Consider the following 24,855-nt stretch of genomic DNA (forward strand, 5'->3'; position numbering starts at 1 on the left):
AAAACACGACATCTGTAAATAGCCAGAACACGACATTAGGACGTAGCCCCCACACAAAAAAGTTCGATAAATTATATTATGTTAAATACGCCGACCGATTGCGATGTGACCGATAACGGTCTATATTTAGTCCTATTAGACCCAACGGAGCGCCCCATGCACCTCGCCGATCACGTCAAGCCGATCAGCTACCTCAAAAGCGAAGCCGCCCAGATCGTCAAGGACCTCACCGACTCGGGAGAGCCGCTCATCATCACGCAGAACGGTGAAGCAAAACTCGTGGTCCAGGACGTGCGAACCTACGACGCGACCCAGCAGACCATCGCGCTGCTGAAGATCCTGGCCATCGGCCAGAAGCATATCGAGCGCGACGACCATGTCGACGGCGACGAATTCTTCGGGGAGCTCAACGAACTCGACCGCCAGGAAAAACTTCGCTGATGCCGGCCTCGCCGCTGAAGTACCGCGTCCTGCCGACCGCGCGGATCGGCATCGACGAGCTGAGAAGTTACATTGTCCGAACCTTCGGATGGGAGACCTGGCGTCAGACATCGGCGCAGATTCAGGAAACCATCACGCAGATTCGCCAGTATCCCAACAGTGGCCATATTCCTGCCGAACTCGAAGGCTTCGTCGATGAGCGTTTCCGGCAGGCCCTATGCGGCAGGAACCGGATCATCTACCAGGTGCGGGACGACACGGTTTTCATTCACCTCGTGGTCGATACGCGACGCGACCTGCCGGCCCTGCTCCAGAGGATCGTCCTTCGACTCATGTGAGCGTCAGGATGACGCAGCAATTATCCGCCGGTGACGGCAATGACGACATCTTCGTCCTCCTGCCTTCCTGTAGATTATTGTGACCGTACCGGAATGCGGGAGCCCGGCCAGCGAGCCGGGGTTGTAGCGCAGTAGTGCCCGGGCGGACGCGGGATTCCTAATGGCCGTCGTTATCAGTTATCCCTCTTTGCCGCGGTGCAGCCCAGCGCCCTATTTTCGTTGCCTTTTCTTGCACCTGATATGCGCGACTGCCGTCGCGGTAGTCGTCATTCGGGACACCAGTATTCAGCCTCCGTCTTGCGGCATTGCGGAATCCGTCGCGGCGGACACTGGCCTAGGAACTCCGTCCCTGGCATCGCCGCCTGCGTTAGCCCCGGGTGCGCGATTTCGCCGCTCAACGCTGTCCGGATGCAGCACGTCGAGGACTGGCCGCCCCCTTTCCGTCAGGTGCGCGCGACGCCTGCCCACGGAGCCGTGTTCCAGCATCACCAGTTGCCGTTCGAGGAGCGCGTCCAGTTCGGCGCGGTTCATGTCGAGCTGATCCGCTGCGTGGCGAACCAGCATCAGGGTTGCAAATTCGTGTGGACTGAGCGTTGACTTCTCCCGTCAAGAATGGAACCGTGAACCGGGGCACGGTGCGGAAAAAAGAAACTTGCTGAATAGCCGACGCGGGTATTGCTACCCTGCAGAGGGGCGTCTTCACCCGGATGATTCCTGTCGCCTCGTTGATCTCCTTGCCCGTCGCCGGATTGCGTGCCAATTCCATCCGCTGGGCGATCAAAACAACGGGACTGGTTGACTGAGCCCCGTCCCTCAAAGGCTGTCTCGCGCCGCCGTCAGGGTGCCTTGCCTGTTTTCCCACCGACTTCTCCCGTTTTTTATGAAGGCTCTCCATCTTCCCTTCGTGCGCCTCCACTTGAAAACGTCACGTTCCTGTACTGTGGCCGAAAACCGGCCGGGATGTACTTGCCTGTCCTGACAGGGGCGGTGCAATACGTTCGCATTTCTGGGGGGAGTTTCACGCGCCGAAGCAGTGGCGATCAGTCTTCAGTGCGCCTGCCGGGTCATGCCTTCAGCCAAGGGCGGCGTTGCGCGTGCGCGCCACCCCGCTGCCTTGCTGGGTAAGACCCGATGGCCTCAGGCGTGCTGCCGCCCAGCATCACCGAAGCGAACGTGCCGTCGCGGTACACCATGAGTGCGTGCGCTGTGGCACCCGGCCTGCCCGGTACGCTTCCACGAGCCCAAGGTAGCGCTCAAGCGTGGCGCCGAGCTCAGACGGGTTTCGTCCGGCTGCCAGTCATTGATGCTGCCCCACCACCGGGTCGTTGCACCGTCAATGAACGCGATCACCCACACAACGGTTCGCCTCAGCACGGGGCTGCCCGAATCAGCGCGACCTGGGGGGATCTTTCATTCTTCATGCGTCATCCCGCTCCACGCGCGCCTGCAGCTGCGCGCTGGCGCGAAACTTTACGATGCGGCGTGCCGCAATGGGCGCAGCGACGCCGGTCTGCGGATTGCGTCCGGGGCGCGGTGGCTTGTCACGCAACGCAAAGGCCCCGAACCCGGCAAGCTTGACCGTTTCGCCGGCAGCCAGCGTGGCGCGTAGGGTCTCGAAAAACGCCTCGATCATTTCAGTCGCCTCCTCCCGGCTTAGCCCCGCACGATCACACAGCGCCGCGATCAGATCAGCTTTCCTGAACGTGCGAGTGCGCGCCGCGTCGGCCGTCCGCATGACGGGCCAGTCGCGCTTCATCGACTTGCTTCGGACTTGAGTTGGCCCGGCCGCGCCGGACGGCTCATTCGCTCCGGCTCGGGCTGAGCGAGCAGTGGATTGGCTGCATGCCCGGGGCGACTTGAAGACAAAACCCCGCGGAACCCATCGCTGCTACTTCGTGCCTGCACTGCAGCAATAGGCGAGCAGGAATGTAGGAATCCCGGGCGTCTCTGCCACGATCGTGCGGATGTCCTTGTTGAGCTTGGCCATCGCTGCGGACACATAGTCGGGAGCCGGCAACTTGTCCGTATTGAAGTCGTGGACAGCCACAACAATGGCCTTGTTGTCTGCCGTCATGGGGTGGGCAAGAGCCCGATCTTGTTCCGAAAACCTTTGCTCGCGCATTGCGACAGCACCGACTCGCCCCACGCAACAGCCGTGGGTGCCTGACATCACGTGAATTGTATGCCCGTCGCCCTTTAGCCCCGCAGCGATCTCCTCAAGAGCCGCCGCGACGTCCCTTACGTTGCATTCTCCATGGAACCCCCAAATTTGCACAGCACCAAGGGTGTCATCGGTAATTTTTGCGAGCTCTGCCATATAAATTTACGAAGGAGATATTGGAAACGCGATGTGATGCACCGCCTAACATCAGCAAGGTGCCGAACCATTCCTGAGCAGCTAGTGGCTCAACGACCATACCTGATCCTGCTGATTTAAGAGGTGCCGCCCACTACTCTGAATCAATCTTTCAACCGTTGGCGAGCCCGCTTGGTTACCGCACACTGCCCGCGCGAGATAAAAGTTTCGCCTCCTGGGGGGAGAGACACAAGACAATTAACATCAAAATAATTGATATGTAGTTCAGCCAGAACAAACTGTGTGGAGCAGCAGTTTTTTTCATGCGGCCCAGTGCAAACATTTCCACTGGCCGCCCCGGCAAGAGCTGGCGGTGGACGAGACGTACGCCAAGGTGCGTGGCCAGTGGAAATACCTTTATCGCGCTGCGGACAAGGCCGGAAAGACGGTGGATTTCCTGCTTCGAGCCCATCGTGACAAGGCTGCCGCCCGTCGCTATTTCGAGAAAGCCATCGACGAGAACGGCGAGCCCGGAGACCATCACTATGGATAAGAGCGGCGCCAATCTGGGTGCCCTGCACGCCATCAACGCCGAACGGGAAGCGCCCATCAAGATCCGCCAGGTCAAATACCTGAACAACGTTGTCGAACAGGACCATCGCTCCATCAAACGGATTGTCAAACCCATGATGGGCTTCAAGGATTTTCGTTGCGCCCGCATCATCCTGTCTGGCATCGAGTGATGCATATGATCAGGAAGGGGCAGATGAAAGCCGCTGGGATCCAGTTGACTGCTGCCGAGCAATTTTATTCGCTGGCCATGTAAGTAATCCTCATCATATCGGGGCTTTCTCGTCCCGCCAACCTGATCGCGACAGAGCCTCTGATCGCGGCGTCTTTCATGGCGGGACCGGGCGGTATTCTTTTCGGGAAGATAATCTGCCCGGTTACCGAGATGAATCACAATGAAGTCGACTCACTGGAGTTCGATAAGAAGCTAGCTGCCAACGTCATCGATGCAGTTGCCGCGGGCGGTGCTGTTGGCGTGAAGATCGCAATGCACGTGGCGGCGATGCTGATCACTTTCATTGGTCTCATTGCCCTGCTCAATAACATGGTCTCAGGCATCGCAACCTTCATCGGGTTCCACGATGTAACCTTGCAGTCGCTGCTTGGGCTACTCTTCTTACCACTTGCGTGGCTGATCGGCGCACCTTGACACGACGCATCGATCGCCAGAAACTTCATTGGCGTGAAATTGATCTTGAACGAGTATGTTGCTTATACAGGTTTGGCACCGTACCTGCAAACTACAGCTCAGGTTGCCGCAAGCGGGCTGCAAATCTTGACGCCTAAAACATTGGCGATTATCTCATTCGCATTGTGCGGGTTCGCCAATTTTTCCTCGATCGCAATCTTGACCGGTAGCTTCGGCGCGATCAACCCGGACATCCGCGGACGCGTCGGCCGATATGGTCTGCGGGCGCTGACTGCGGCCACTTTGTCGAACCTGATGAGCGCGACCATTCTGGCCTTTTCGTCTCGCTAGTCAACTGCGTCATTGAAATGGCACTCGTCGAATTCGCCGCGATGGATCGTCGTACTTCCATTTAATCGGCTTGGGATTCTTGTTGTGCTCGCGGATACAGCGCATCAGCTTGCGCTCCAGATCCTTTACCGTAGTGAAGATGCCTCACGCAATCACGTCGCGCTGGATGCGCGAGAACCAGTTCTCCACCTGATTGAGCCAAGAGGTATAGGTCGGCGTGTAGTGCAACCGCACGTTTCGGTGTTGCCGCAGGAACTCTTGCACGCGCGGGGTCTTGTGGCTGCTGACGTTGTCGCAGATCATATGGATCTCTTGTTTGGGCCGCTGGCTAACGTCGGTGAGAAAGGCCACGAACTGCTCGCTAGTATGGCGCGGCGCCGTCTTGCCGATGACTTCCCCCGTCGTCGTGTTGAGCGCGGCGATCAGGCTCAGCGTGCCGTTGCGCTTGTATTCGATGCCGTGGCTCTCGGCGCGTCCGGGTGACAGCGGCAGCATCCGGTCTTTACGATCCAGGGCCTGAATGACCGTCTTCGCATCTACGCAGAACATCGCCGCGCGTGCGGGCGGGTTCAGATACAGCCCGATCACGTCTGCCGCCTTGGTCTCGAAGTCAGGATCATTTGAAACCATGTGCGTATCGAGCCGATGGGGCCGCACGCCGTGCTTTCGCCAGATGCGCTGAATCGTCGAGGCACCCACATCGCCCAAAGCAGCAGCAAGCTTATAACTGCTCCAATGCGTCGAGCCGTCCGCAGGTCGATGCTTGAGCGTGAGATTCAGAACCCGCGCCTCCAGCTTGTCAGGCGGATGCACCGGAGCTCGTCCCGGATGGCGCGCGTACAGGCCTGCCAGCCGCTCGGCCAGGAACCGGCTCGACCAACGACTAATGAAGCGGGAGTCACAGCGCAGCCGCCGCATGATCGCCTCACGTGTCTCTCCGTCGTCAAGCATCAGGATCAACCGGGCACGCCGCGTGTCCGCTGCGCGCACCGTTTGGCTACGAGCCGCCGACAGCAATTGTTTGCGCTCAAGCGGGACTAGTGAGTCGCGCGATCACGTCGTAGGCATTGGGTTCGTCAGTCGTGGCGGCCTCACGCGACAAAGTGATGGAGCGCTCGAGACAGGTGGATCAGTTTATAGCTTCCCTAACAGGCTGTTGAATTTGGATCCCGTGTAAACGGGGTTTGAGGGACGAGCGTTATGGATATCGTGTTCATGATCTTTGGTAGCGGATGCGACGCGCGGAATGGATGAGATGCAGGGTCAAGCTGGAGGACCTCGTCCCGGCAGATCACCCATTGCGACCGATCCGGTTGCTGGTGAATGATGCGTTGAAACGACTCAACGGGCTGTTCAGCGTCATCTATGCGGACACCGGCCGTGTCTCGATTGCGCCTGAGAAGCTGATGCGGGCGCTGCTGTTGCAGGTGTTCTACTCAGTGCGCAGCGAGCGCATGCTGATGGAGCAGATGCGCTACAACCTGCTGTTCCGCTGGTTTGTCGGGCTGGGGATTGAGGTCGCCGTGTGGGACCACTCGGTGTTCTCGAAGAACCGCGACCGGTTGCTGGAGCATGAAGTCGTGGAAGCGTTCTTCACCGAAGTCATGAGCCTAGCGGACAATTGTAACAACGTAGTCCGTCGACGTCGCCGGGGCTGACGCGCCTCGGTGCGTTACCGTGCTACGCGCCGCCGGGTACTGGTCTTTCTCAATCAGAAGCCGGTCGACTCCGTAGACGTGAACGACTTGATACCGGGGCCGGCGACGACGTAGTCGATAGCCCTCATCGAGCCCCTTCGGTTCCGCCGTTGGAAGGGACGGCTGTGTCGACCAAGGCCGCGCCACATGGGCTAGCTAGCCAATAAATGAAAGTACTGATTCGGCTCCAGCACGGCCGACTTGAGGCGGTTGTAGAGGAGAACGCCTGGCTCTACACGCGTTGCTGACTCCACAGATGTTGCCGTGTAGTGTGCTTGAAGGGCACGTCCGCCGCTGTATGAGCAGACGAATGAGTTGCCTCTCTTGATTGACGGGCACGAGCGCGACGATAAACTACGTCAGATGAACTCCCTACACGGTACCGACGTAAATCGCGCAAGCATACTGCGGGAGGATGGTGAGCTCACGCTCTACCGGGTCCAGCCCACCGGCAGCACCGGCAGTGTGCTGGTGGTACGTCCCGCCGACGAACATCCCCCAACCGCCCTTCTCGAACGCCTCGCTCACGAGTTCGCGCTGAAGGACGTACTCAACAGTCAGTGGGCAGCGCGCCCTTTGAAGCTGGTGCGCGATGACGCACGGATGGTACTAGTGCTCGAGGATCCGCTTGGCGAACTGCTCGAGCGGCAAATCGGCGGACCTGGCGAGGTGGGACATGTGTTGTCCCTCGCTGTGGGCATTGCAGCGGCGCTGGGTAAAGTCCATCAGCACGGCCTCGTGCATAAGGACATCAAACCCGCGCATATTCTGGTGGACTGCGTCGACGGCTACGTGCGGCTCACTGGCTTTGGCAGCGCCTCTCGACGCACGTATGAACGGCAATCGCCGGAACCGCCGGAAACGATCGTCGGTACCCTCGCCTATATGGCGCCCGAGCAGACTGGGCGGATGAGCCGCTCGATCGATTCGCGCAGCGACCTCTACGCATTCGGAGTCACGCTCTATCAGATGCTCACAGGGACCCTGCCGTTCACCGCGGCCGACCCGATGGAGTGGGTACATTGCCATGTTGCACGCAACCCGGTACCGCCCGGCGCGCGGGTAGCAAGTGTGCCGGCTGTCGTCTCGGAACTTGTCATGAAGCTGCTCGCCAAGACTCCCGAGGAACGCTATCAGACTGCGGCCGGTGTCGAGCATGATCTGCGGCGGTGCCTGTCCGATTGGCAGCGCCAGCACCACATCGATGCCTTCGTGCTGGGCGAACGTGACACATCCGACAAGCTTCGCATCCCCGAGAAGCTTTACGGGCGCGAGCGCGCGATAGAGGCCATGGTCGCTGCGTTCGAGCGCGTCGTCACGAGCGGCACGCCTGGGCTGGTGCTGGTGTCCGGCTATTCCGGCATCGGCAAGTCCGCAGTCGTCAACCAATTGCACAGGGCGCTTGTACCGCCGCGGGGGCTGTTCGCGTCGGGCAAGTTCGACCAGTACAAACGCGACATACCGTACTCGACACTGGTGCAAGCCTTTCAGGGGCTGGTGCGACCGCTCCTTGGCAAGCACGACCGGGAACTGGCCATCTGGCGCGACACGTTGATCGGGGCACTAGGGCCGAATGCGCGCCTTATGACCGAACTGATCCCGGAACTGAAGCTCATCATCGGCGATCCGCCACCCGTCCCGGAACTCGAACCTCACGAGGAGCGACGCCGCTTCAAGCTCGTTTTCCGGCGCTTCATCGGTGTCTTCGCCCAACGTGAACATCCGCTGGCCCTGTTTCTCGATGACCTGCAATGGCTCGACGCCGCGACGCTGGACCTGGTGGAAGATCTCCTCACCCGGCCAGACCAGCGATACCTGATGCTGATCGGCGCCTACCGCGCAAATGAAGTTGATGCTGAGCATCCACTAATGCGCAAACTTCAAACCGTCAGGACCACAGGCGCAAGGCTCGACGAAATTGCCCTTGAGCCGCTCGCCCGCGAGCACGTGGAGCAACTGATTGCCGAAACACTTTGCTGCGAGCGTGAACGCGCCGCACCGCTTGCCGCGCTCGTGCATGAGAAAACGGCCGGCAATCCGTTTTTTGTGATCCAGTTCGTGCACACGCTTGCTGATGTCGATCTGGTCACCTTCGACCATGACACGACCTGCTGGCGCTGGGATCTGCCCAGCATTCACAGCAAGGGATATACCGACAACGTGGTGGACCTGATGGTCGCGAAGCTCGCACGCTTGCCCATCGAAACGCAGCGCGCGTTGCAACAGCTCGCCTGCCTTGGCAACGCCGCCCCCGTCGCGATGTTACCGAAGGTTTTGGGGGTCTCCAGGCAGGCGGTCCGGGCGCTACTGCAGCCAGCGGTCGATCAAGGGCTGGTCGAGCAACTGGAACTTGCCTACCGGTTCGCACACGACCGCGTACAGGAAGCGGCGTATTCATTGATCCCGGAGCACTCGCGCGCCGGCGTCCACCTGCGTATCGGACGCCTGCTCGCGGCGCTAACGCCCGCTGACAAACGTGAAGCGGCGATCTTCGAGATCGTTACACAACTGAACCGTGGCGCAGCGCTGGTGACCTCCCGGCAAGAGCGTGAGCAGCTGGCCGGGTTCAACCTGAGCGCCGGCCAGCGGGCAAAAGCGTCAACAGCCTATGCATCGGCGCTCACCTATCTGAGCGCCGGTGCGGACCTCATGCGGGACGATTGTTGGGAACGCAGGCGCGATCTGGTCTTTGCGCTGCAGTTGAACCTTGCCGAATGCGAATTCCTCACCGGCCGGTTATCGGTCGCGCAAGAGCGACTATCCGTGCTATCAAGCCGTGCCAGGACCACGGTCGAACAGGCGCAGGTCACGTGTCTGCAAATGGATGTCTATCTGACCCTCGACCAAAGTGGTCACGCAGTCGACGTCTGTCTCGAGCATCTCCGGCGCGTTGGTATCGACTGGTTAGCGCATCCGGAAGAGAGCGACGTACAACAGGAGTACGAAAGCATCCGGTCACGGCTCGGCGGCAGGACGATCGGGACGCTCATCGATCTGCCTCTGATGAAGGACCTGCCGTCTCTCGCGACCGCCAACGTGCTGAGCAAGCTCCAGAGGCCGGCCTGGTTCTTTGACGCGAACCTGGCTTCCCTGGCCATATGCAAGCTGATCAGCCTTAGCCTGGAGCATGGCAACTGCGATGCGTCGTGTTTTGCGTATGTCATGTTCCCGCGGATTGCTGGACCACGCTTTGGCGATTACCTCGCTGGAATCCAGTTTGGCCAGCTTGGCTTCGATCTGGTCGAGCTCCGTGGGCTCAAACGCTTCGAGGCGGTGACATATCTCTGCTTCGCCCTGTATGTCGTGCGCTGGACAAAACATGTGTGCGTTAGTAGCGAGGTGCTGCGCCGCGCATTCGAAGCAGCGAGCCGGATCGGCGACGTCCCGTCTGGCGCCTATACGTGCTGCCATATCGTATCAGACCTGCTTTTCGCCGGTGCACCATTGATCGAGGTCGAGCGCGAAGCCGAACGGGGCCTCGCGTTCGCCAGCAAGGCGCATTTCGGTCTTGTCGTAGATAACATCACTACGCAACTCGCGCTGATCCGGATGCTCCGGGGCTCGACGCTGAAATTCGGTCACTTCGACGACGACGAATTTAACGAACTTCGTATGGAACAGCATTTGTCCGGAAACCCCGCGCTCGCAACGGCCGCGTGCTGGTACTGGATCCGGAAACTGCAGGCACGATTCCTTGCAGGCGACCATGTGGCCGCCATCAACGCGGCGTTGATGGCGCAGCAGCTACTGTGGAGTTCGTCATTGCACCTGGAGGAAAGCGAATACCATTTCTTCGGTGCACTGGCACGGGCCGCACATTGTGACCGTGCCCCGGCCGCGGAGCGACAGCAGCACCACGACGCGATCGCCGCACATCGCCGGCAGCTGGAGATCTGGGCAGAGAACTGTCCGGAGAATTTTGCAACCCGTGCGGCGCTGGTGGGCGCCGAGTTGGCTCGCCTGAACGGCTGCGATGTCGAAGCAATGCGTCTCTACGAAGAGGCCATGCGCTCGGCGCGTACACATGGCTTCGTACACAACGAAGCACTTGCCAATGAACTCGCGTCAGGCTTCTACGCGGCGCGCGGCTTCGACAGGATTGCCCGCGTGTATTTGCAGGACGCACGCCGGGGCTACCAACGCTGGGGTGCCGAAGGCAAGGTACGCCAACTTGAAGCGCTGTATCCGCTTCTCGGGGACGAAGAGCGAGCGCCCGGCCCGGGCAGCACGATCGGCACCCCCGTTGAACACCTCGACCTTGCTACTGTCATTAAGGTGTCGCAGGCCGTTTCCGGAGAGATCGTCCTGGACAAGCTGATCGATATGGTCATGCGCACTGCGATCGAACAGGCGGGCGCCGAGCGAGGATTGCTGATTCTTCCAGACGCGGGCGGACAAAGGATAGCCGCGGAAGCCAAAATCGCGGGGGACACACTCCGCGTGCAACTACGCGATGACCCCACGAGCCCCACCGTGATACCCGAGTCGGTCCTCTATCATGTGTTGCGAACGGGCCAGAGCGTCATTCTCGACGATGCCACACGCTCGTCCGCGTTCGCTGCAGATGCCTACATCCTCCAGCATCGAGCCCGCTCAATTGTGTGTCTGCCCCTGACGAATCAGGCCAGGCTTATGGGCGCCCTGTACCTCGAAAACAACCTAGTCACCCGTGCCTTCTCGCCAGCGCGAATTGGTGTGCTGCGGCTGCTCGCGTCGCAAGCGGCAACCTCGATCGAGAATACCCGACTGTACCGCGACCTGAAGGAGCGCGAGGCCCGGATCCGGCGACTCGTCGACGCCAATATCATCGGCATCATTGTGTGGAACGCAGAGGGCGACATCCTTGAGGCCAATGAGGCATTCCTGCGCATGGTGGGATATGACCGCGAGGATCTTGTTTCAGGTCGTCTGCCCTGGCGAGACCTGACCCCAGTGGAGTGGCGCGAAAGCAGCGAACGGGCTCTTGCGCAGATCGGGCACCAGGGAGGCATTCAGCCGACCGAAAAAGAATACTTCAGGAAGGATGGGAGTCGTGTGCCCGTCCTGGTCGGCCGCGCGGCATTCGACGGCAGTGGGAAGGAAGGCGTCGCGTTCGTGATCGATCTGACGGTGCTCAAGGAGGCGGAGCGCCGCCTGCGCGAGTCCTATGAGATGCTGCGGGAACTCACGTCACATCGCGAAATGGCTCGCGAGGAAGAGCGCAAGCACATCGCGCGTGAAATGCACGACGAACTTGGACAGCACCTCACCGCGCTTCGCCTGCAGGCGTCGGCATTACGTATGCAACTGGGCAACGATCGCCCGGAACTGGTCGAGCAGACGCAGGCGCTGATTGCGCTGGTGGACAAAACCATGCAGGTCGTCAGGGGCGTCATCGCGGCGCTGCGCCCTGCGGCACTCGACACCGGCATTGCAGCGGGGCTCGAGTGGCTCGCGGCCGAGTTCAACCGAAACGGTCGCACGGTATGCCGCCTGCACTTGCCCGACGAGAATATCGTCGTGAGCGAGCCCTGCGCTGTCGTGCTGTTCCGTCTCGTTCAGGAAGCGCTGACCAATGTCGCCCGCCACGCAGCGGCGCCCCATGTGGTCATCATGCTGGAGCGGACAGGGGACTGCTGTCTGCTCGAAGTGCGCGACGACGGTCGAGGATTCGATGTTCAGCCGGCCAAAAAGGGTTCATTCGGACTCGCGGGCATGGAAGAACGCGTTCTGATGCTGGGCGGTCAGATCAACGTTATCAGTTCGCCGGGAGCCGGCACGACAATCAAGGTGAAACTTCCGGACCATCCGGCCGCATCGACATAGCCGTGGCATCGTGGACGCGTATTCGACATGCACCCTTCCACGACCGACAACCCGGGGCGGCGGCCATGTCTACACGGTCGCACGGGCACTCCCCCCGCACGCCCGCCGTCGTGCCCGGGCGCGCGAGTCGCCCGTCGCGGACATCGCCGGTATCAGGCCAACGGCAAAGTCGTCTTGATCGAAGTGTCGGCCGCAACCGATTAGCCGAACCCGAATCCGGCCGCGCAGACGCTCCTGCTTCAATCGCGTACCCGCGCGCTGCCCCGGGTCGCAGCGAACCTGTGGACAATCAAGGCGCCCACTCGGTACGGTGGAGGGAGGCAAGGCCTGTTTTTCGCGAAATTGCTTTGCTTTCCGCGAAATATGCACTGCAAAACGCAAGCTCGCCATTTTCGGCGATAATTCGCGCTTCGCGGTTTGCAATCTGGACGACGCAGTTTTCTCCCCACTGCTCGCGCACCGATGCAAGCCACTGGCGTTGTCTGCGTGTGAGATAGAACGGCCAGAGATCCCGCCTGTCCCCGTTGGGCTGTTGTCGAAAGCGAAAGGCCACCTCGCATCTCTTCGTCATGTGTTCCCGTCCCGCCATTGGCAATGAGGGGTTTGTGCGACCGGGACCCTCGTCAGAGTAGCCGACAGACCACGTTCGCCTTTAGTCCCGCATCGGCTATCCTTTCTGGCACGCCGGACATTTGTTATTCCTTTCGGTTCTATTGCAATAGCAGAGGCTGGTATGCTGCGGGACCTTACCGAATGCTGTGAACGACAATGAAAGCCCTGAGTCCGGCGGTAGCCAAAGTGCTGCAGCGGTTGCACTATCCGCTCGAGATAATGTTGGTGTGCGTGCGTTGGTACGTGGCCTACCCGCTGAGCTTGCGCAATCTTCAGGAGATGAGGGCCGAACGCGGGATCGCGGTCGATCATTCGACCGTGCACCGGTGGTGCCATCAAGCTTCTGCCGGTACTTGAAAAGGCGTTCCGCCGCTGCAAGCGCCCGGTCGGCAAGAGCTGGCGGGTCGACGAGACGTACGCCAAGGTGCGTGGCCAGTGGAAATACCTTTATCGCGCTGCGGACAAGGCCGGAAAGACGGTGGATTTCCTGCTTCGAGCCCATCGTGACAAGGCTGCCGCCCGTCGCTATTTCGAGAAAGCCATCGACCAGAACGGCGAGCCGGAGACCATCACTATGGATAAGAGCGGCGCCAATCTGGATGCCCTGCACGCCATCAATGCCGAACGGGAAGCGCCCATCAAGATCCGCCAGGTCAAATATCAACGTTGTCTAACGGGACCATCGCTCCATCAAACGGATTGTCAAACCCATATCTGGAGGAGTTCTGTGACGCCTGCAGGCTCATGGGCTCCGCACGACGCGCTTTCGGGGGCCTACCGGCCAATGAGTCGGGCAACAATGAGCCGGACAATTCCGCAGACATCCGCATGCTGGCGAGAGCACTCAACGAGGCCACGTACCGGTAGCTCACGTAACAGGTAGTCCTGCTAATGGCACAGGGATATGTTGACGCCTCGCGTGTAGTTGAGCTGCACGTACCAAGCGAGGGGCACTTAAATCTTCAATCAATCTTTTTTCAAACTTCGTCGGCCGCCTGCGTAAGCGCGCTTGGAAATCTGGTTGCATGGATAGCGCGTTGAACATCGCGTACACGCGGGAGCAGAAGCACCGTCACACCGTCTACGGACGCAAGACTAAGGGTATCGGCCAACTCAGTGTGCCAATGGTTGGTCGTGTTGCCGAAGCTCGTGCAGTTCGTGTTGACGGGCCTATTCGTTGCGTAGATAGCTTACCTTGAAGAAGAGATGTGCACTTCTGGGTGGCGGTTGACCAATCGGGAGACAGGCCTACTTCGTCCGACCGAGTGGCACATCGAGCGTTATTTTGACCCGCTCCATCGCGACAAAGGTACGGAAGCTTCGAACGTTTCCCTCCGCGAAGAACAGCGCCCGCGTTAGGGCCGTGTACTCCGCCATGTCCCGCGTGCAGAAAATCAGGATGAAGTCGACGTCGCCGGTCACGTAATAGCACTGCTGGACTTGCTCGCAGGCATCGAACCGTGCCTTCATCGCATCGAGCAACTCTATCGCCTCACTCTCCGCGGAAACGTGAGTGATTATCGTGACCCGGGAACCGAGCGCATCGGGATTCAGTAAGCTGCGGTCCGCAGCAATAACGCCAGCACTTCTAAGCTTCTGGAGCCTTCGCGCCACGGACGGGACGGACAGGTTCACTTCATGCCCGATCTCACGATGGGGCATCTGATTGTTCCGTTGCACGATTGCGAGGATCCGCAAATCGAAAGCGTCTAGCTCGACATCTCGAAGATTCGACATGAGAATTTTTCTCGAAACGTGGGCGCAAAAGAATAAATACTAACGGTTTACTCGCAATAAACTGTTCATGTCAAGTGCTTTCGGTCACCGCTGCTAGAGCAGCTGACGGCTGGGGACTTCGGCACCCTCCCACCCCGTTTCGTATTCCCACCGAAGATCATGAAAACCAGACAACTTTTCAACACGTTGATGGCGGTTTCAATTGGCGCATCTGCATCGGCGGCCGACGCAGACGTTACCGTCAAAATTGGCCAGGTTTCGCCTCTGACTGGCGAGCTCGCACACATCGGAAAGGATGACGAGAACGGAGTACGGCTTGCAATCGAGGACTTGAATACCAGGAAGCTGAAAATCGGCGGCCACTCGATCACCTTCGAGCTAGATTCGCAAGATGACGCCGCCGACCCGAAGACCGCAGTGACGGTCGCGCAGAAGCTAGTAGACGACCGTGTTGCCGGCGTCGTGGGGCATGCCAACTCCGGCACATCGATTCCCGCTTCGAGGATTTACGCAGGCGCTGGAATTCCGATGATTACCGAATCGGCTACTAATCCATTGCTGACCCAGCAAGGACTCAAGTCGGTGTTTCGAATGGTCGCAAACGATGTCCGCCAAGGCTCGGTCATCGGAACTTATCTGGTACGAGACCTGAAAGCTCCCAGGGTTGCAATCGTGGACGACCGTACAGCGTACGGCCAGGGCCTCGCTGACCAGATTGAGAAGGCGGTGCAGTCCGCCGGCGGTACCGTCGTCGACCGCGAATTCGGGACCGACAAGACAACCAACTGGATGGCGGTTCTCACGACGATCAAAAATCGCAGACCTGATGCCGTTGCTTTCACGGGTGGCGACACGCAGGCGGCCGCCTTTATACAACAAATGCGTCGGCTCGGAATGAAGGTCAAGTTCATTGCCGGCGACGAAGCGTGCACGCCGCAGTTCATTGCCCTCGGCGGCTCATCAATGACCAACGATATGTATTGCACACTCGCCGGCGTACCGCCTTCTCAGATGCCACAAGGCCCGGCATTCTTCAAACGGTTCGAACAAAGGTTCAAGACGCCGGTTCAGCTTTACGCTCCCTATGCATACGACGCAGTCATGACCATGGCAACCGCTATGCAAGCAGCCAACTCTACCGACCCGAAAGTTTACCTGGCGCAATTGCGGTCGGTGAAGGTTGACGGTGTGACCGGCCCCATTCAGTTCGATGAAGCAGGTGACATCCGCAACGGTGCAATCACGGTACGGCAGTTTGACAACAACGTCTGGAACGACAAGTCGGTAGTCCGCTAACCCGAACGCGCAGTTGGGTGCGGCGGTGCCATAATGCCTCCAGCACCCCATGCGAGAAATTTTCTCGATTTGTGCCGAGTTTTAGATCCCAAATAAACAAAGCATTGCAATATTATTCCTGCTGTTCCACCGAGCCAGCACTTGGACTTTGGCAATAGAAATACGGCATATCGGATGCCTCCCTGGAGCTCTTCTCAATGTTGACTGCAAATTCCCGCGCGTCCAAAGGGCCGTACCCAGATGAACTCAAAAGCATTCTGAACATTCGGGCGGCAGACGAAAGCGGCGCCTGGCTAGCCGATTGGGACCAGATCTCTCGTTCAGCGACGCCGCTCTGGGACCTCCCGGACGCCGCGGCAGCATTGGGCGTCGCACGTATCAGCCTGAAGGACGAAGGCTTCCGCTCGCCGCTTGGCAGCTTCAAAGCGTTAGGCGCGCCCATCGCACTCGTGCGGTTGATTCTTCGGCACTGGCACACTCATAGCCTGAATCCGGCCGGTCTTCTTCGCGGGCAATATGCCGGGATGTTTTCGAACCTGACTGTTATCAGCGCCACCGATGGTAATCACGGAAAGTCATTGGCAGCCGCCGCACGCGACATCGGTTGTCGGTGTGTCATCGTCCTTCACGCCAACGTCAGCGTAGAACGGGAGCAGGCCATCGCTTTGTACGGCGCGAAGATTATTCGCATCGCGGGTAGCTACGATGAATCGGTTGAGCATGCGGCAGCACTGGCGGCCCAAAATGGTTGGCACGTTGTCTCAGACACGTCCTACGAAGGCTACGAAGCGATTCCTCGGGATGTGATGCAGGGATATGGCGTGATTGCCGCTGAAACAATACGGCAGCTCGGCAGTTCCACCCTTTCGCAACCAATCACCCACGTATTCCTGCAAGGAGGCGTCGGTGGTCTCGCAGCAGGCGTCGCGAGTTATCTCTGGGAGCACGCCGAAGCGCGGCGGCCCCGATTCGTTGTCGTCGAGCCTCAGCAGGCAGACTGTCTTTATCAAAGCGCCATCGCAGGCTACGCCACGAAAGCGACTGGCTCCGTTGATTCGGTCATGGCCGGCCTCGCCTGCGGAGAGACATCCCCCTTGGCCTGGAAAATTCTCGAGCGGTGCGTCGACCATTTCATGACCATCAGTGACGATGACGCGGTGGCAGCAATGCGTTCACTTGCCGCTGGCAGCGACCGTGACGCTCCTTTAGTGGTTGGAGAGTCCGGTGCCGCGGGATTCGCGGGCCTGAGCGTGCTCATGCAAAACCCGGCCCTTGCCCAGCAGGTAGGACTTGGACCCGACTCACACGTGCTGGCCATCAATACCGAGGGTGCCACGGCGCCCGCAGTGTATCGAGACCTCGTTGGCGAGTCGGCGGAAGCCGTTCTTGCGCGCCAGAGCGAGTGGCAAAAATCGCTCGAGCACTGACATCCAATCACCGCCTCAAATCGAGGACCGCACCATGGAAATGTCCCTACAAGAGCGCCTGAAGAACTGGCGACATCAGTTCCACAAGAATCCCGAAACAGGCTTCGAAGAAGTACAGACATCGGACTACGTTGCCAGTGTTCTGAAGACACTCGGCCTCGAGGTTCATCGCAACATTGGCGGAACCGGGATGGTCGCCAACTTGAAGATTGGCAACGGGAAACGGGTTATCGGCCTTCGCGCCGAAATGGATGCACTAAACATCACCGAGAATGCGCCCGGCAGACCTTACGCATCGTGTATTCCGGGGAAAATGCACGCATGCGGTCACGACGGACACATGGCGATGATTCTCGGCGCAGCGCAACTTCTCGCGGAGCGAAAAGACTTTGACGGCATGGTTCGCTTCATTTTCCAGCCCGCCGAAGAACACGGACGTGGCGCGAAAGCGATGATGCAAGACGGGTTGTTCGAACGGTTTCCTGTCGACGCCATTTTCGGCGCGCACAACATGCCCGGGATGCCCGCAGGCAGCTTCGCAACACGTCCGAACGGCATTATGGCCAGCGAAGACAACTTCGTCATTCACATCAAGGCAAGAGGCACGCACGCAGCACGGCCTCATATGGGCGTCGACCCCATTGTCATTGCCTCGCAAATTGTGCTCGGTCTCCAGACGATTATTTCGCGCAATTTGGACCCAAGCCTGTCCGCAGTCATCTCGTGTACTGAGATAGTTACGGACGGTCTTAGAAACGTCATTCCTTCGAATGTCATCATCAAAGGCGACACGCGCAGCTACGCCCCAGAAGTGCAGAAGCTGCTGATGATCCGGATGAGGGAAGTCAGTGAGGGCATCTGCCGTACACACGGAGCCGAGTGCGACTTCCAGTACACGCATGAGTTCGTCCCGACCGTGAATACACCAGAGCTTGTTGATGTAGCGGTTTCAGCCGCTTCGCATGTCGTTGGCGCGGAGAATGTGGACGCCAACGTTCAGCCTATGATGATCTCGGAGGACTTCGGTGCGTTTCTGCAGGTTGTACCGGGAAATTTCATCTTCATCGGCAACGGAACGGAGCCCCAAAACGGCGGCGTTCCTCTGCACAACGCTACCTACGATTTCAACGACGACATACTGTCAGTCGGATCGCGATACTTTGCTGAGATTGCGCGACGGCAATTGCCGGCACGCTGACAGCTCGCCACGCGCGGTGGCCGCTAAACACATGTTAGCGGCCACACGTTGGGACGTTTCTCGAAGGGCCGAATCCGCAGTCGTCATGCATCTGGCTTCAAGAGCTGATGGCTCGACGCGGGCCATAACTGCGCAGCGGTCGCACTGGCCAACAGGAACGCGCGGATCATCCAGGCACTGCTCAGCAGCGAAGCGACTTATATGACGAGAACCGCGGCAACATAACCTCCCAAAGCCGCCGGTAAGGAGCCCCCACCCAGGTTTGCGAAGCTTCTCAAAGTGATGACGAAATAGGTTGAACCAGCATCCTGAAGCCTGTTTTTCGTGCCGGCTGCCACTCGTGGCAAGCCGCGATTTTGCTAAGGACGGGGTGCTCGGATCTCATCAAGGCTGCGGGCGTGCTTCGGCAACCGCCCATCCCACGGCGCTGTATACGTCGGAGCGACGTCTCTACTGTCTCCCAGTCATCATAGTTGGCAATCTACACGCAATTAATATTCACTTAGCGTCTTGTCACCCGCTTGAGTGTTTGCGACGGTGTTTCGCCGAAACGGGCCTTGTAGTCGTTGGAAAAGCGTCCGAGATGCGAAAAACCCCAGCTCATCGCAATGGAAGAAACGTTACGCTCGGAGCAGTCGGAAAGAATCTCACGCCGCACTGCTTCGAGCCGATGCCACTTCAGATATGCCATGGGCGCATGCCCGAAGTGTTGCCGAAAGCCACCAAACAGCTTGTAGCGCGACACACCGGCCGCGCGATCGATGTCTTCGAGCGCAATGTCCTCACGGGCGTTGTCGTGGATGAACTGCTTCGCTCGCAACAGATAGTGCGGACATGAGGGGCCCATGGCCCCCGCGAGCGCCTGCGAGTAGTTGTGCGACTGACAGAGCAACAGCCCCTTGATCAACGCTTCCTCTAGATTTCCGACCATCTGCTCATGATTGAGCAACGGCGCGGCGTGGCCCATCTCGTTCAGCAGAAACTTGACCATGCGCCACCAGGCTGCCTGATCGCCGTCGGCGGCATTCATCTGCGGCTCGAACGTCAACAGGACACCAACCGGCCGTCGCAGAAGATCTTCAAGCACCTGACGCAGGGCCTGGCTCGGGATCGCAACGATGATCTTCCGGCAGTTTCCCATGATCGTAAGGTCCTGCCTCTCATGCGGCGACAACACGAGGCCGTTGTCCTCGTCCGATAGCCACAAACGACCATGCGCGGCCAGTTCCTGCTGCCCGGTAAGCGGCAGACTCACGCTATAGCAGTTGAGCGGCGCCTCGTTATGTATGGAAACGGTGACATCGGTGCCGTATTCCACGTACCCCAACGAGCTCGCCGTCGACCGCAACACCGTGCCCGAATGGTGGAACTGCAGTTTCTTCGGGCTCCGTACCTGCAACCGATGCGGTCCGCAGATCGACGCCATCCATTCCTGCGCGCCTTCGAGGTCGTGACGCAGCGCGTCAATACCTTGGCTGTCGTTGAGAGCAGGCGCGTACATGGCGTGTCACTGAGGGCTGATGGTCACTCGATAGTAAACCACCCCGGGCGCGGAAAAGAATACAAAAAGACCCTGAATGGGTGCTGCGCCGCGACCTCACGGGACCTGCTGGGCGCCGTTGCTATCCGCGAATTTCTCGTAGTAGAGGCGGTGGTCGCCTACGCCTTCGCGCGCAAGCCATGCCCTGATGGCGTCCACCATCGGAGGCGGACCGCACACGTACATGTCGAAGGGGTTTGATTCGAGCATCCCGCGGTCGAAATGCTCCGGAATGAGGCCAGTCCTTCCCTGCCACCCGTCAGAAGGATTCGTCACCACGATGTCGCACGCGAAGTTTGCGATGCGTTGCGTGTAAGAGGCCAAACGATCGAGTTCGCACAGGTCGCGCGCGTTCGTCACACCATAGTAGAGATGCACCTTCTGGTCGCAATTACCCTTGTGAGCGAGACCGTCGAGCATACCGAGAAATGCGGACAGGCCAGTTCCACCTGCTACCATCACGAGCGGCCGCTCCACCTGCCGAAGATAGAACGTGCCGAGCGGCGCCTCGAAATCAATCGTCTGCCCCGGCGTGCAGCGCTCACGCATGTAGTTGCTCATCGCGCCGTCGGGCAGCAGACGAATCAGGAATTGCAACTGGTTGTCGTCGCCGGGCCGGCTGGCGAACGAATATGAACGCCACACGTCCGTGCCCGGCACCTTCAGGCGGGCGTACTGCCCCGGCAGAAAATCAAGGCGTCCCGCGTGAGCGCCTGCGTCCAGATCCAGGATCGCCGTCGTTTTGGATACCTGCCTGACGCCAGAAACCTGGCCCGTGAGCAACCGCTTTCCCCCCGCGCCGCATAGGCTCGAATCGAAGTCGAAGTAGAACGAGGCGTCAGACTGCACGCGCGTCTGACAGGACAAGATCTTACGCGCAGCCAGATCGTCGGGAGACAGTGCTTCTTCATCGACATAATCCTGCGTGTAGCTGCCCGACTCGCAGCGTCCCTGGCAGGTCCCGCACACACCTTCGCGGCAGCCGAGCGGAATGTTCACGCCGCTGCGGAGGGCGGCGTCGAGGAGGATTTCGCCTTAACGGACGTCGAAGAACACAGTTTTGCAGTCGGCAAAACTGAACGCGATCTTATGGCTCATTGTCCGCACTCCCGCCTACAGATGATAGAAGTCGAGCACGGCGTTGATCGTGTCGTTCAGCAGCAGCACGTGCTTGCGTGCGATCTTCCAGCTACCGCCCGCAGGCTGCAGCTGGTAGGTAGCACGCCCGAAGAAGTGTTCAGCCACGCCGTGCCGCGCGTAAAAGGTCGCCCAGTTGGCCTTCACTTCCAGTTCCCCGTGTTCACATTCGGCGATACGCACGTTGGTGATCTGATGCAGTGTACGTGGCAGCGGCGTGGAGGCCGCAGACTTGCCAGTGCGCAGCCGAAACACACGGTCCTCGAGCCACGTTCGGTTCGCGTAGTAGATCAGCGACATGCTGCGCTTCGGGTCGGTCGTGTACACGTGCTCGGAGCCCCGTTGAGGCACGTGAAATGTGCTGTTTTCGTCGAAGAGCTCGAGGTACTCGTCCCAACTCTGCGCATCGCAAAGCTCGGCCTTGCGATACAGAAATTGGTCGACCGATTGCTGCAGCGTTTGCGTGACAGCCATGATTCATGCCTCCTTCCCGACGTTCGATTGTTGTGCGAGGCCGCTCATGAGAAATGCCTGCCAGGCGCCATGCTGATTGACGTAAAGCTCCTCCTGCGTCAGCTCCGTGCCGCAGAGCACAGGTGCAATGCCGAGCAAGCGCGTATTCGCCGTTTCACCCGACACCCACTTGTGGTAGCCGCGCGAGATGTCGCTCCAGCGCTCGAGGCGCGCCTGGAAGCCCCGCTGCTGCTCACGGAATTCCACGAGATCGTCGGGCGTGCCCATTCCCGAGACATTGAAAAAATCTTCGAACTGACGAATGCGGTTTTCGCGATCCTGATCCGATTCGCCTTTTTATGCCGATGCACTGGCTGATGACTTCAGTCTTGTTCCAGGCGACTGGACGTACGATGCGCAACTGAGAGCTGATCTGATCCATGAAAAAGAGGCTCGGATAGACGTTCAGGTTGCGCAGCCGATGCATCATGCACTCGGCTTTCTGCTGGCCGTACACCTCGACGAGGCGCGGCATGACGGTGGCATCTTCCTCGCCGTCCGGATGCCAGAGACGGTCGGCCGCTCGTATCGAGCACGCTCCGCAATAACGCCAAGGTGCGCGAAGGGGACACCGTCGCGGCGAGCATGTCGGTCATGAACGCGTGCGGCGCAGTGAAAGCGTTTGGTGTCGCAACGCCGAAGTAATTGACTTCCATTTCGGCCCGCGTATCGTCAGTGTTCTGCACCGCGATAAACGACCGCAGGCGGTTCATGCACGCACATTGTTGACAGGCAACGCGAGACCCGGGGCGGAACGCGCAGCGTGGCCACACCCTCCCCCCCGGTCACATCGAGCGCGACGGGAATCACGCGCTCGAACTAAGGCGACGATCTCGTGCTCGAACACGAGCGACTGCTCACGCGAGTGAGAAGTCGGCTGGCAAGGTCACTTCGAGCAGTTGCAAATCGGCGCTGCAGTGCTTGAACGCATAGGGAAGCATGCCGGGGATCGCAATGCTGTCGTCTGCTCGAAGATGCCATTGGTCGTCGCCTTGCACGACATCGAGAGTTCCTGCGAGCACGAAGAAAAAGCAGAACTCCGTATCGTGCATGCGCGAAACGGCCTTGCCATCGCCTTGCGGGCGCACCACGCGCACGCCCGCGAGGCCGTTCGTTGCCGCACCGATACCCGTGTCCGTTACGACGAAACCCGGCGATTTCCACGGACTCCACGTGCCGTTCTTTGCGACATGCCGAACAAAGCGCTGACCGTTGAAATCGTGGGCGGGATCATAGACAGCCGAAGGAAGCGCCATATCGTGGTCGGCCATCGTGATATGTTCGGCCGGACTACCGATTTCGATCACCTCTGCCCCGGCCGAACTTTCCAGCACGCGGTGCCGGATCTCCGGCGGCTGAAGCACGCAATCGCCCGCTTCCAGAATGAACGGATCGCCTTGCCCCTCGTAGACGACCCGAACCCAGCCCTTGCGGCAGAAAATCGTCTGAAAACGGATCTTGTGGAAGTGCACGTAATCGGGAACGGGGCCGCCACCGAGGATCCGAATATGTGATGCGATAAACGCACCTCCGTGCCGGTTTGGCAGCAGGTCGCGGTAACGCAGGCCCGCACGACCGACGGTCCACGGTGCCCCATCCTGCGCACGAGACAACACGAGTTCCTGTCTGTTGACAGGCTGCTTCATGCGAGGCTCGGCCGGGACGAGCCTGACCTCGACGCCGTTCGGCGCGGTCAGTGTTCGCGTATCGTCGCCGAGTTGAAACTCGTCGTCGCACAGCACGTCGAGCTTCGTCACTCCGCCGACGAGGTCTACACCGAGGCGCAACCTGATATTGCAGCCCGACAGGATCGCCGTGCGAGGACTGTCAGCGGGAAAAATGGCATCGATGCGGAAGCCGAGACGTTCGATAAAGAACTGCGTCGTCGCGGCCAGATCGGTACACGACATCGGGACGAGAAAGCCGCGAATACCGGTCAGCGGAGCGGGAAGAAACGATGGACTGGTCATGATCATGATCCTGAGCTGAAGAGCGGGGTTTCACAAATGCAGCGGTGCAGCAACTGGCATCCGGGGCGGCCCCGTCAGGACGCACGACACGCCTTCTGCGCGCGGCGCATTTGACCGCACTACATGCGGCGCTTTCGCTTTCATCGCGGCAGCCGCGCAGCGAGACGTTCGATGCCCGCCACCGTCGTGCACGCACCGGGCGACAGCCGCAACGTGCGGCCGCGCGAGTCGACCAGGATATGCTGCGAAGCGAGCTTCGCCACGACCTCCTGAGGATCCAGATGTGCGGGCGTCCGCACCATGACACTGCCACCGCGAGATGCATCGTCGCGTGGCGACAACAGCGCGTAGCCGAGACCGCCGGTGATTTCGACAAGTTGATGGCACAACGACAGGTTCTGCGCGCGCAGCTTGCCCGGCGGCTGCGCAAGCAGCCAGTCGAAGCCCGGCTTCGATGCGACGAACGGCAGCAGCGACGGTGTGCCCGTGTCGAACCGGCGTGCGTCGGGCGCATACGAAAACGCATCGAGGTTCCAGTTGAACGGGTCGGCCTGACTGAACCAGCCGCGCACGCAAGGTGTGACGGCGGACGTCAGCAGATGCGGCGCGACATACCCAAGACCCGATCCCGGCGCGCCGCACAGCCATTTGAGCGTGGAGCCGCAGACGAAATCGAACGGTATCTCACGCAGATTGAACGGCAGGATGCCCGCGCCCTGCGTGATGTCGACCGCGACAAGGCTGCCCGTGGTTCGCGCGTGCGCAGCGAGCGCGGCCAGATCGACGCGTTTGGACGTCAGCGACGATACCCACGTGATCAGCGCGAGCCCAACATGCGCATCCCACGCCGCGACGAAGTCCTCGTCGCGAACGTAGGCTTCACCGGCGCGCACCGGCACCGTTTTCAACGTGAAGCCGCGCCGTGCCGCAACACCGTTCAACAGGAAGTGCAGGCTCGGAAAACAGTCGGCGGCAATCAGTACCGTGCGTGCGCGCAAGGCCGCATCGTCGAGACCGTCGATGAAACGTGCGAAGACGTCGGTGACATTTTGCGCGCCGAATACGTGCGCGGCGTCTGCGCCGATCAGCGTCGCCCAGTTCGACAGCAGCGCGTCACGCGCACCGAGCCCGACGCTCCAGCGTCGTTCGTCGGGTGCATACCAGTCGGATGTGAAGCGTGCGAGCGCCGCCGTCACGGCCTCCCGTTGGCCGGGGAATACACCAACCGAGTGGTACATCATCCAGCCACTGAAGTCGCTGTCCTGCGCGGTAGAAAATAAAGTCATGTCAGCGCTTCGC

At 59.8% G+C, this 24,855-nt stretch carries 14 protein-coding genes and 8 pseudogenes; 11 read left to right on the forward strand and 11 right to left on the reverse strand.

Annotation, left to right across the window (positions count from 1 at the left end):
• Nucleotides 1–156 precede the first annotated feature (156 nt).
• Both ACOJB8_RS36775 and ACOJB8_RS36780 read left to right on the forward strand, forming a co-directional pair.
• Nucleotides 157–441: a type II toxin-antitoxin system Phd/YefM family antitoxin gene (locus ACOJB8_RS36775; RefSeq protein WP_069269038.1), complete on the forward strand. Its 285-nt coding sequence runs from the start codon at nucleotides 157–159 to the stop codon at nucleotides 439–441.
• Nucleotides 441–779 (forward strand): type II toxin-antitoxin system RelE/ParE family toxin, encoded by a 339-nt coding sequence (locus ACOJB8_RS36780; protein ID WP_083245687.1) that lies wholly within the window; start codon nucleotides 441–443, stop codon nucleotides 777–779. Before ACOJB8_RS36775 ends, ACOJB8_RS36780 begins: the two co-directional genes overlap by 1 nt.
• A gap of 285 nt (nucleotides 780–1,064) precedes the next feature.
• On the opposite strand, the gene ACOJB8_RS36785 is transcribed toward ACOJB8_RS36780, so the two are convergent.
• The 3 genes from ACOJB8_RS36785 to ACOJB8_RS36795 all read right to left on the reverse strand — a co-directional run bounded on the left by ACOJB8_RS36785 (nucleotide 1,065) and on the right by ACOJB8_RS36795 (nucleotide 3,096).
• Nucleotides 1,065–1,343 carry a hypothetical protein gene (locus ACOJB8_RS36785; protein WP_475017074.1) on the reverse strand — a complete coding sequence of 93 codons (279 nt, stop codon included), beginning with the start codon at nucleotides 1,341–1,343 and terminating at the stop codon, nucleotides 1,065–1,067.
• Nucleotides 1,344–2,196: 853 nt separating this feature from the next.
• Nucleotides 2,197–2,535, reverse strand: coding sequence for an integration host factor subunit alpha (locus ACOJB8_RS36790; RefSeq protein WP_475017076.1), 339 nt, complete (start codon nucleotides 2,533–2,535; stop codon nucleotides 2,197–2,199).
• Nucleotides 2,536–2,667: 132 nt separating this feature from the next.
• Nucleotides 2,668–3,096: a hypothetical protein gene (locus ACOJB8_RS36795; RefSeq protein WP_475017078.1), complete on the reverse strand. Its 429-nt coding sequence runs from the start codon at nucleotides 3,094–3,096 to the stop codon at nucleotides 2,668–2,670.
• 338 nt (nucleotides 3,097–3,434) lie between these two features.
• On the opposite strand from ACOJB8_RS36795, the pseudogene ACOJB8_RS36800 reads away from it, so the two are divergent.
• Nucleotides 3,435–3,901, forward strand: a pseudogene (locus ACOJB8_RS36800) (IS6 family transposase); the annotation flags it as partial.
• Between the two features lie 42 nt (nucleotides 3,902–3,943).
• Nucleotides 3,944–4,623, forward strand: a pseudogene (locus ACOJB8_RS36805) (nucleoside transporter C-terminal domain-containing protein); the annotation flags it as partial.
• A 10-nt stretch (nucleotides 4,624–4,633) separates the two neighbouring features.
• Here ACOJB8_RS36805 and ACOJB8_RS36810 read toward each other — a convergent pair.
• Nucleotides 4,634–5,641: pseudogene (locus ACOJB8_RS36810) on the reverse strand (IS630 family transposase).
• Nucleotides 5,642–5,870: 229 nt separating this feature from the next.
• Here ACOJB8_RS36810 and ACOJB8_RS36815 point away from each other — a divergent pair.
• The 3 genes and pseudogenes from ACOJB8_RS36815 to ACOJB8_RS36825 all read left to right on the forward strand — a co-directional run.
• Nucleotides 5,871–6,243: pseudogene (locus ACOJB8_RS36815) on the forward strand (transposase); the annotation flags it as partial.
• 441 nt (nucleotides 6,244–6,684) lie between these two features.
• On the forward strand, nucleotides 6,685–12,126 hold the full coding sequence (locus tag ACOJB8_RS36820; RefSeq protein ID WP_475017117.1) for an AAA family ATPase: 5,442 nt from the start codon (nucleotides 6,685–6,687) through the stop codon (nucleotides 12,124–12,126).
• Nucleotides 12,127–12,894: 768 nt separating this feature from the next.
• Nucleotides 12,895–13,457 (forward strand): annotated as a pseudogene (locus ACOJB8_RS36825) (IS6 family transposase); the annotation flags it as partial.
• Nucleotides 13,458–13,986: 529 nt separating this feature from the next.
• On the opposite strand, the gene ACOJB8_RS36830 reads toward ACOJB8_RS36825, so the two are convergent.
• Entirely contained in the window at nucleotides 13,987–14,475 is a 489-nt protein-coding gene (locus ACOJB8_RS36830) for an Lrp/AsnC family transcriptional regulator (RefSeq protein ID WP_069269032.1), read from the reverse strand.
• Nucleotides 14,476–14,634: 159 nt separating this feature from the next.
• Between ACOJB8_RS36830 and ACOJB8_RS36835 the strand changes: the two genes are divergently transcribed.
• From ACOJB8_RS36835 to ACOJB8_RS36850, 4 genes and pseudogenes are all read left to right on the forward strand, one after another.
• Nucleotides 14,635–15,771: a branched-chain amino acid ABC transporter substrate-binding protein gene (locus ACOJB8_RS36835; protein ID WP_069269031.1), complete on the forward strand. Its 1,137-nt coding sequence runs from the start codon at nucleotides 14,635–14,637 to the stop codon at nucleotides 15,769–15,771.
• 197 nt (nucleotides 15,772–15,968) lie between these two features.
• Nucleotides 15,969–17,198, forward strand: coding sequence for a diaminopropionate ammonia-lyase (locus ACOJB8_RS36840; RefSeq protein ID WP_069269030.1), 1,230 nt, complete (start codon nucleotides 15,969–15,971; stop codon nucleotides 17,196–17,198).
• A gap of 34 nt (nucleotides 17,199–17,232) precedes the next feature.
• The gene (locus ACOJB8_RS36845; RefSeq protein ID WP_069269029.1) at nucleotides 17,233–18,396 is read left to right on the forward strand and encodes a M20 aminoacylase family protein; all 1,164 of its coding nucleotides are present in this window, start codon (nucleotides 17,233–17,235) and stop codon (nucleotides 18,394–18,396) included.
• Between the two features lie 92 nt (nucleotides 18,397–18,488).
• Nucleotides 18,489–18,621, forward strand: a pseudogene (locus ACOJB8_RS36850) (IS110 family transposase); the annotation flags it as partial.
• 277 nt (nucleotides 18,622–18,898) lie between these two features.
• Here the strand turns inward: ACOJB8_RS36850 and ACOJB8_RS36855 are convergent.
• The 6 genes and pseudogenes from ACOJB8_RS36855 to ACOJB8_RS36880 form a co-directional block, all read right to left on the reverse strand.
• On the reverse strand, nucleotides 18,899–19,897 hold the full coding sequence (locus ACOJB8_RS36855) for an AraC family transcriptional regulator (RefSeq protein ID WP_475017081.1): 999 nt from the start codon (nucleotides 19,895–19,897) through the stop codon (nucleotides 18,899–18,901).
• A gap of 96 nt (nucleotides 19,898–19,993) precedes the next feature.
• A pseudogene (gene antC, locus ACOJB8_RS36860) lies at nucleotides 19,994–21,034 on the reverse strand (anthranilate 1,2-dioxygenase electron transfer component AntC).
• Between the two features lie 15 nt (nucleotides 21,035–21,049).
• Nucleotides 21,050–21,547: an anthranilate 1,2-dioxygenase small subunit gene (gene antB, locus ACOJB8_RS36865; RefSeq protein ID WP_069269027.1), complete on the reverse strand. Its 498-nt coding sequence runs from the start codon at nucleotides 21,545–21,547 to the stop codon at nucleotides 21,050–21,052.
• Between the two features lie 3 nt (nucleotides 21,548–21,550).
• Nucleotides 21,551–22,067, reverse strand: a pseudogene (locus ACOJB8_RS36870) (SRPBCC family protein); the annotation flags it as partial.
• 376 nt (nucleotides 22,068–22,443) lie between these two features.
• Nucleotides 22,444–23,556 carry a cupin domain-containing protein gene (locus ACOJB8_RS36875; RefSeq protein ID WP_475017083.1) on the reverse strand — a complete coding sequence of 371 codons (1,113 nt, stop codon included), beginning with the start codon at nucleotides 23,554–23,556 and terminating at the stop codon, nucleotides 22,444–22,446.
• A 140-nt stretch (nucleotides 23,557–23,696) separates the two neighbouring features.
• The gene (locus ACOJB8_RS36880; protein ID WP_342922294.1) at nucleotides 23,697–24,842 is read right to left on the reverse strand and encodes an aminotransferase class V-fold PLP-dependent enzyme; all 1,146 of its coding nucleotides are present in this window, start codon (nucleotides 24,840–24,842) and stop codon (nucleotides 23,697–23,699) included.
• Between the last annotated feature and the right edge of the window lie 13 nt (nucleotides 24,843–24,855).

The sequence above is a fragment of the Paraburkholderia sp. BR10141 genome, assembly GCF_056155635.1.

Coding starts and splice junctions, on each gene's coding strand:
- ACOJB8_RS36775 (WP_069269038.1), top strand. CDS start 157: ATGCACCTCGCCGATCACGTCAAGCCGATCAGCTACCTCAAAAGCGAA.
- ACOJB8_RS36780 (WP_083245687.1), top strand. CDS start 441: ATGCCGGCCTCGCCGCTGAAGTACCGCGTCCTGCCGACCGCGCGGATC.
- ACOJB8_RS36785 (WP_475017074.1), bottom strand. CDS start 1,343: ATGCTGGTTCGCCACGCAGCGGATCAGCTCGACATGAACCGCGCCGAA.
- ACOJB8_RS36790 (WP_475017076.1), bottom strand. CDS start 2,535: ATGAAGCGCGACTGGCCCGTCATGCGGACGGCCGACGCGGCGCGCACT.
- ACOJB8_RS36795 (WP_475017078.1), bottom strand. CDS start 3,096: ATGGCAGAGCTCGCAAAAATTACCGATGACACCCTTGGTGCTGTGCAA.
- ACOJB8_RS36820 (WP_475017117.1), top strand. CDS start 6,685: ATGAACTCCCTACACGGTACCGACGTAAATCGCGCAAGCATACTGCGG.
- ACOJB8_RS36830 (WP_069269032.1), bottom strand. CDS start 14,475: ATGTCGAATCTTCGAGATGTCGAGCTAGACGCTTTCGATTTGCGGATC.
- ACOJB8_RS36835 (WP_069269031.1), top strand. CDS start 14,635: ATGAAAACCAGACAACTTTTCAACACGTTGATGGCGGTTTCAATTGGC.
- ACOJB8_RS36840 (WP_069269030.1), top strand. CDS start 15,969: ATGTTGACTGCAAATTCCCGCGCGTCCAAAGGGCCGTACCCAGATGAA.
- ACOJB8_RS36845 (WP_069269029.1), top strand. CDS start 17,233: ATGGAAATGTCCCTACAAGAGCGCCTGAAGAACTGGCGACATCAGTTC.
- ACOJB8_RS36855 (WP_475017081.1), bottom strand. CDS start 19,897: ATGTACGCGCCTGCTCTCAACGACAGCCAAGGTATTGACGCGCTGCGT.
- antB (WP_069269027.1), bottom strand. CDS start 21,547: ATGGCTGTCACGCAAACGCTGCAGCAATCGGTCGACCAATTTCTGTAT.
- ACOJB8_RS36875 (WP_475017083.1), bottom strand. CDS start 23,556: ATGACCAGTCCATCGTTTCTTCCCGCTCCGCTGACCGGTATTCGCGGC.
- ACOJB8_RS36880 (WP_342922294.1), bottom strand. CDS start 24,842: ATGACTTTATTTTCTACCGCGCAGGACAGCGACTTCAGTGGCTGGATG.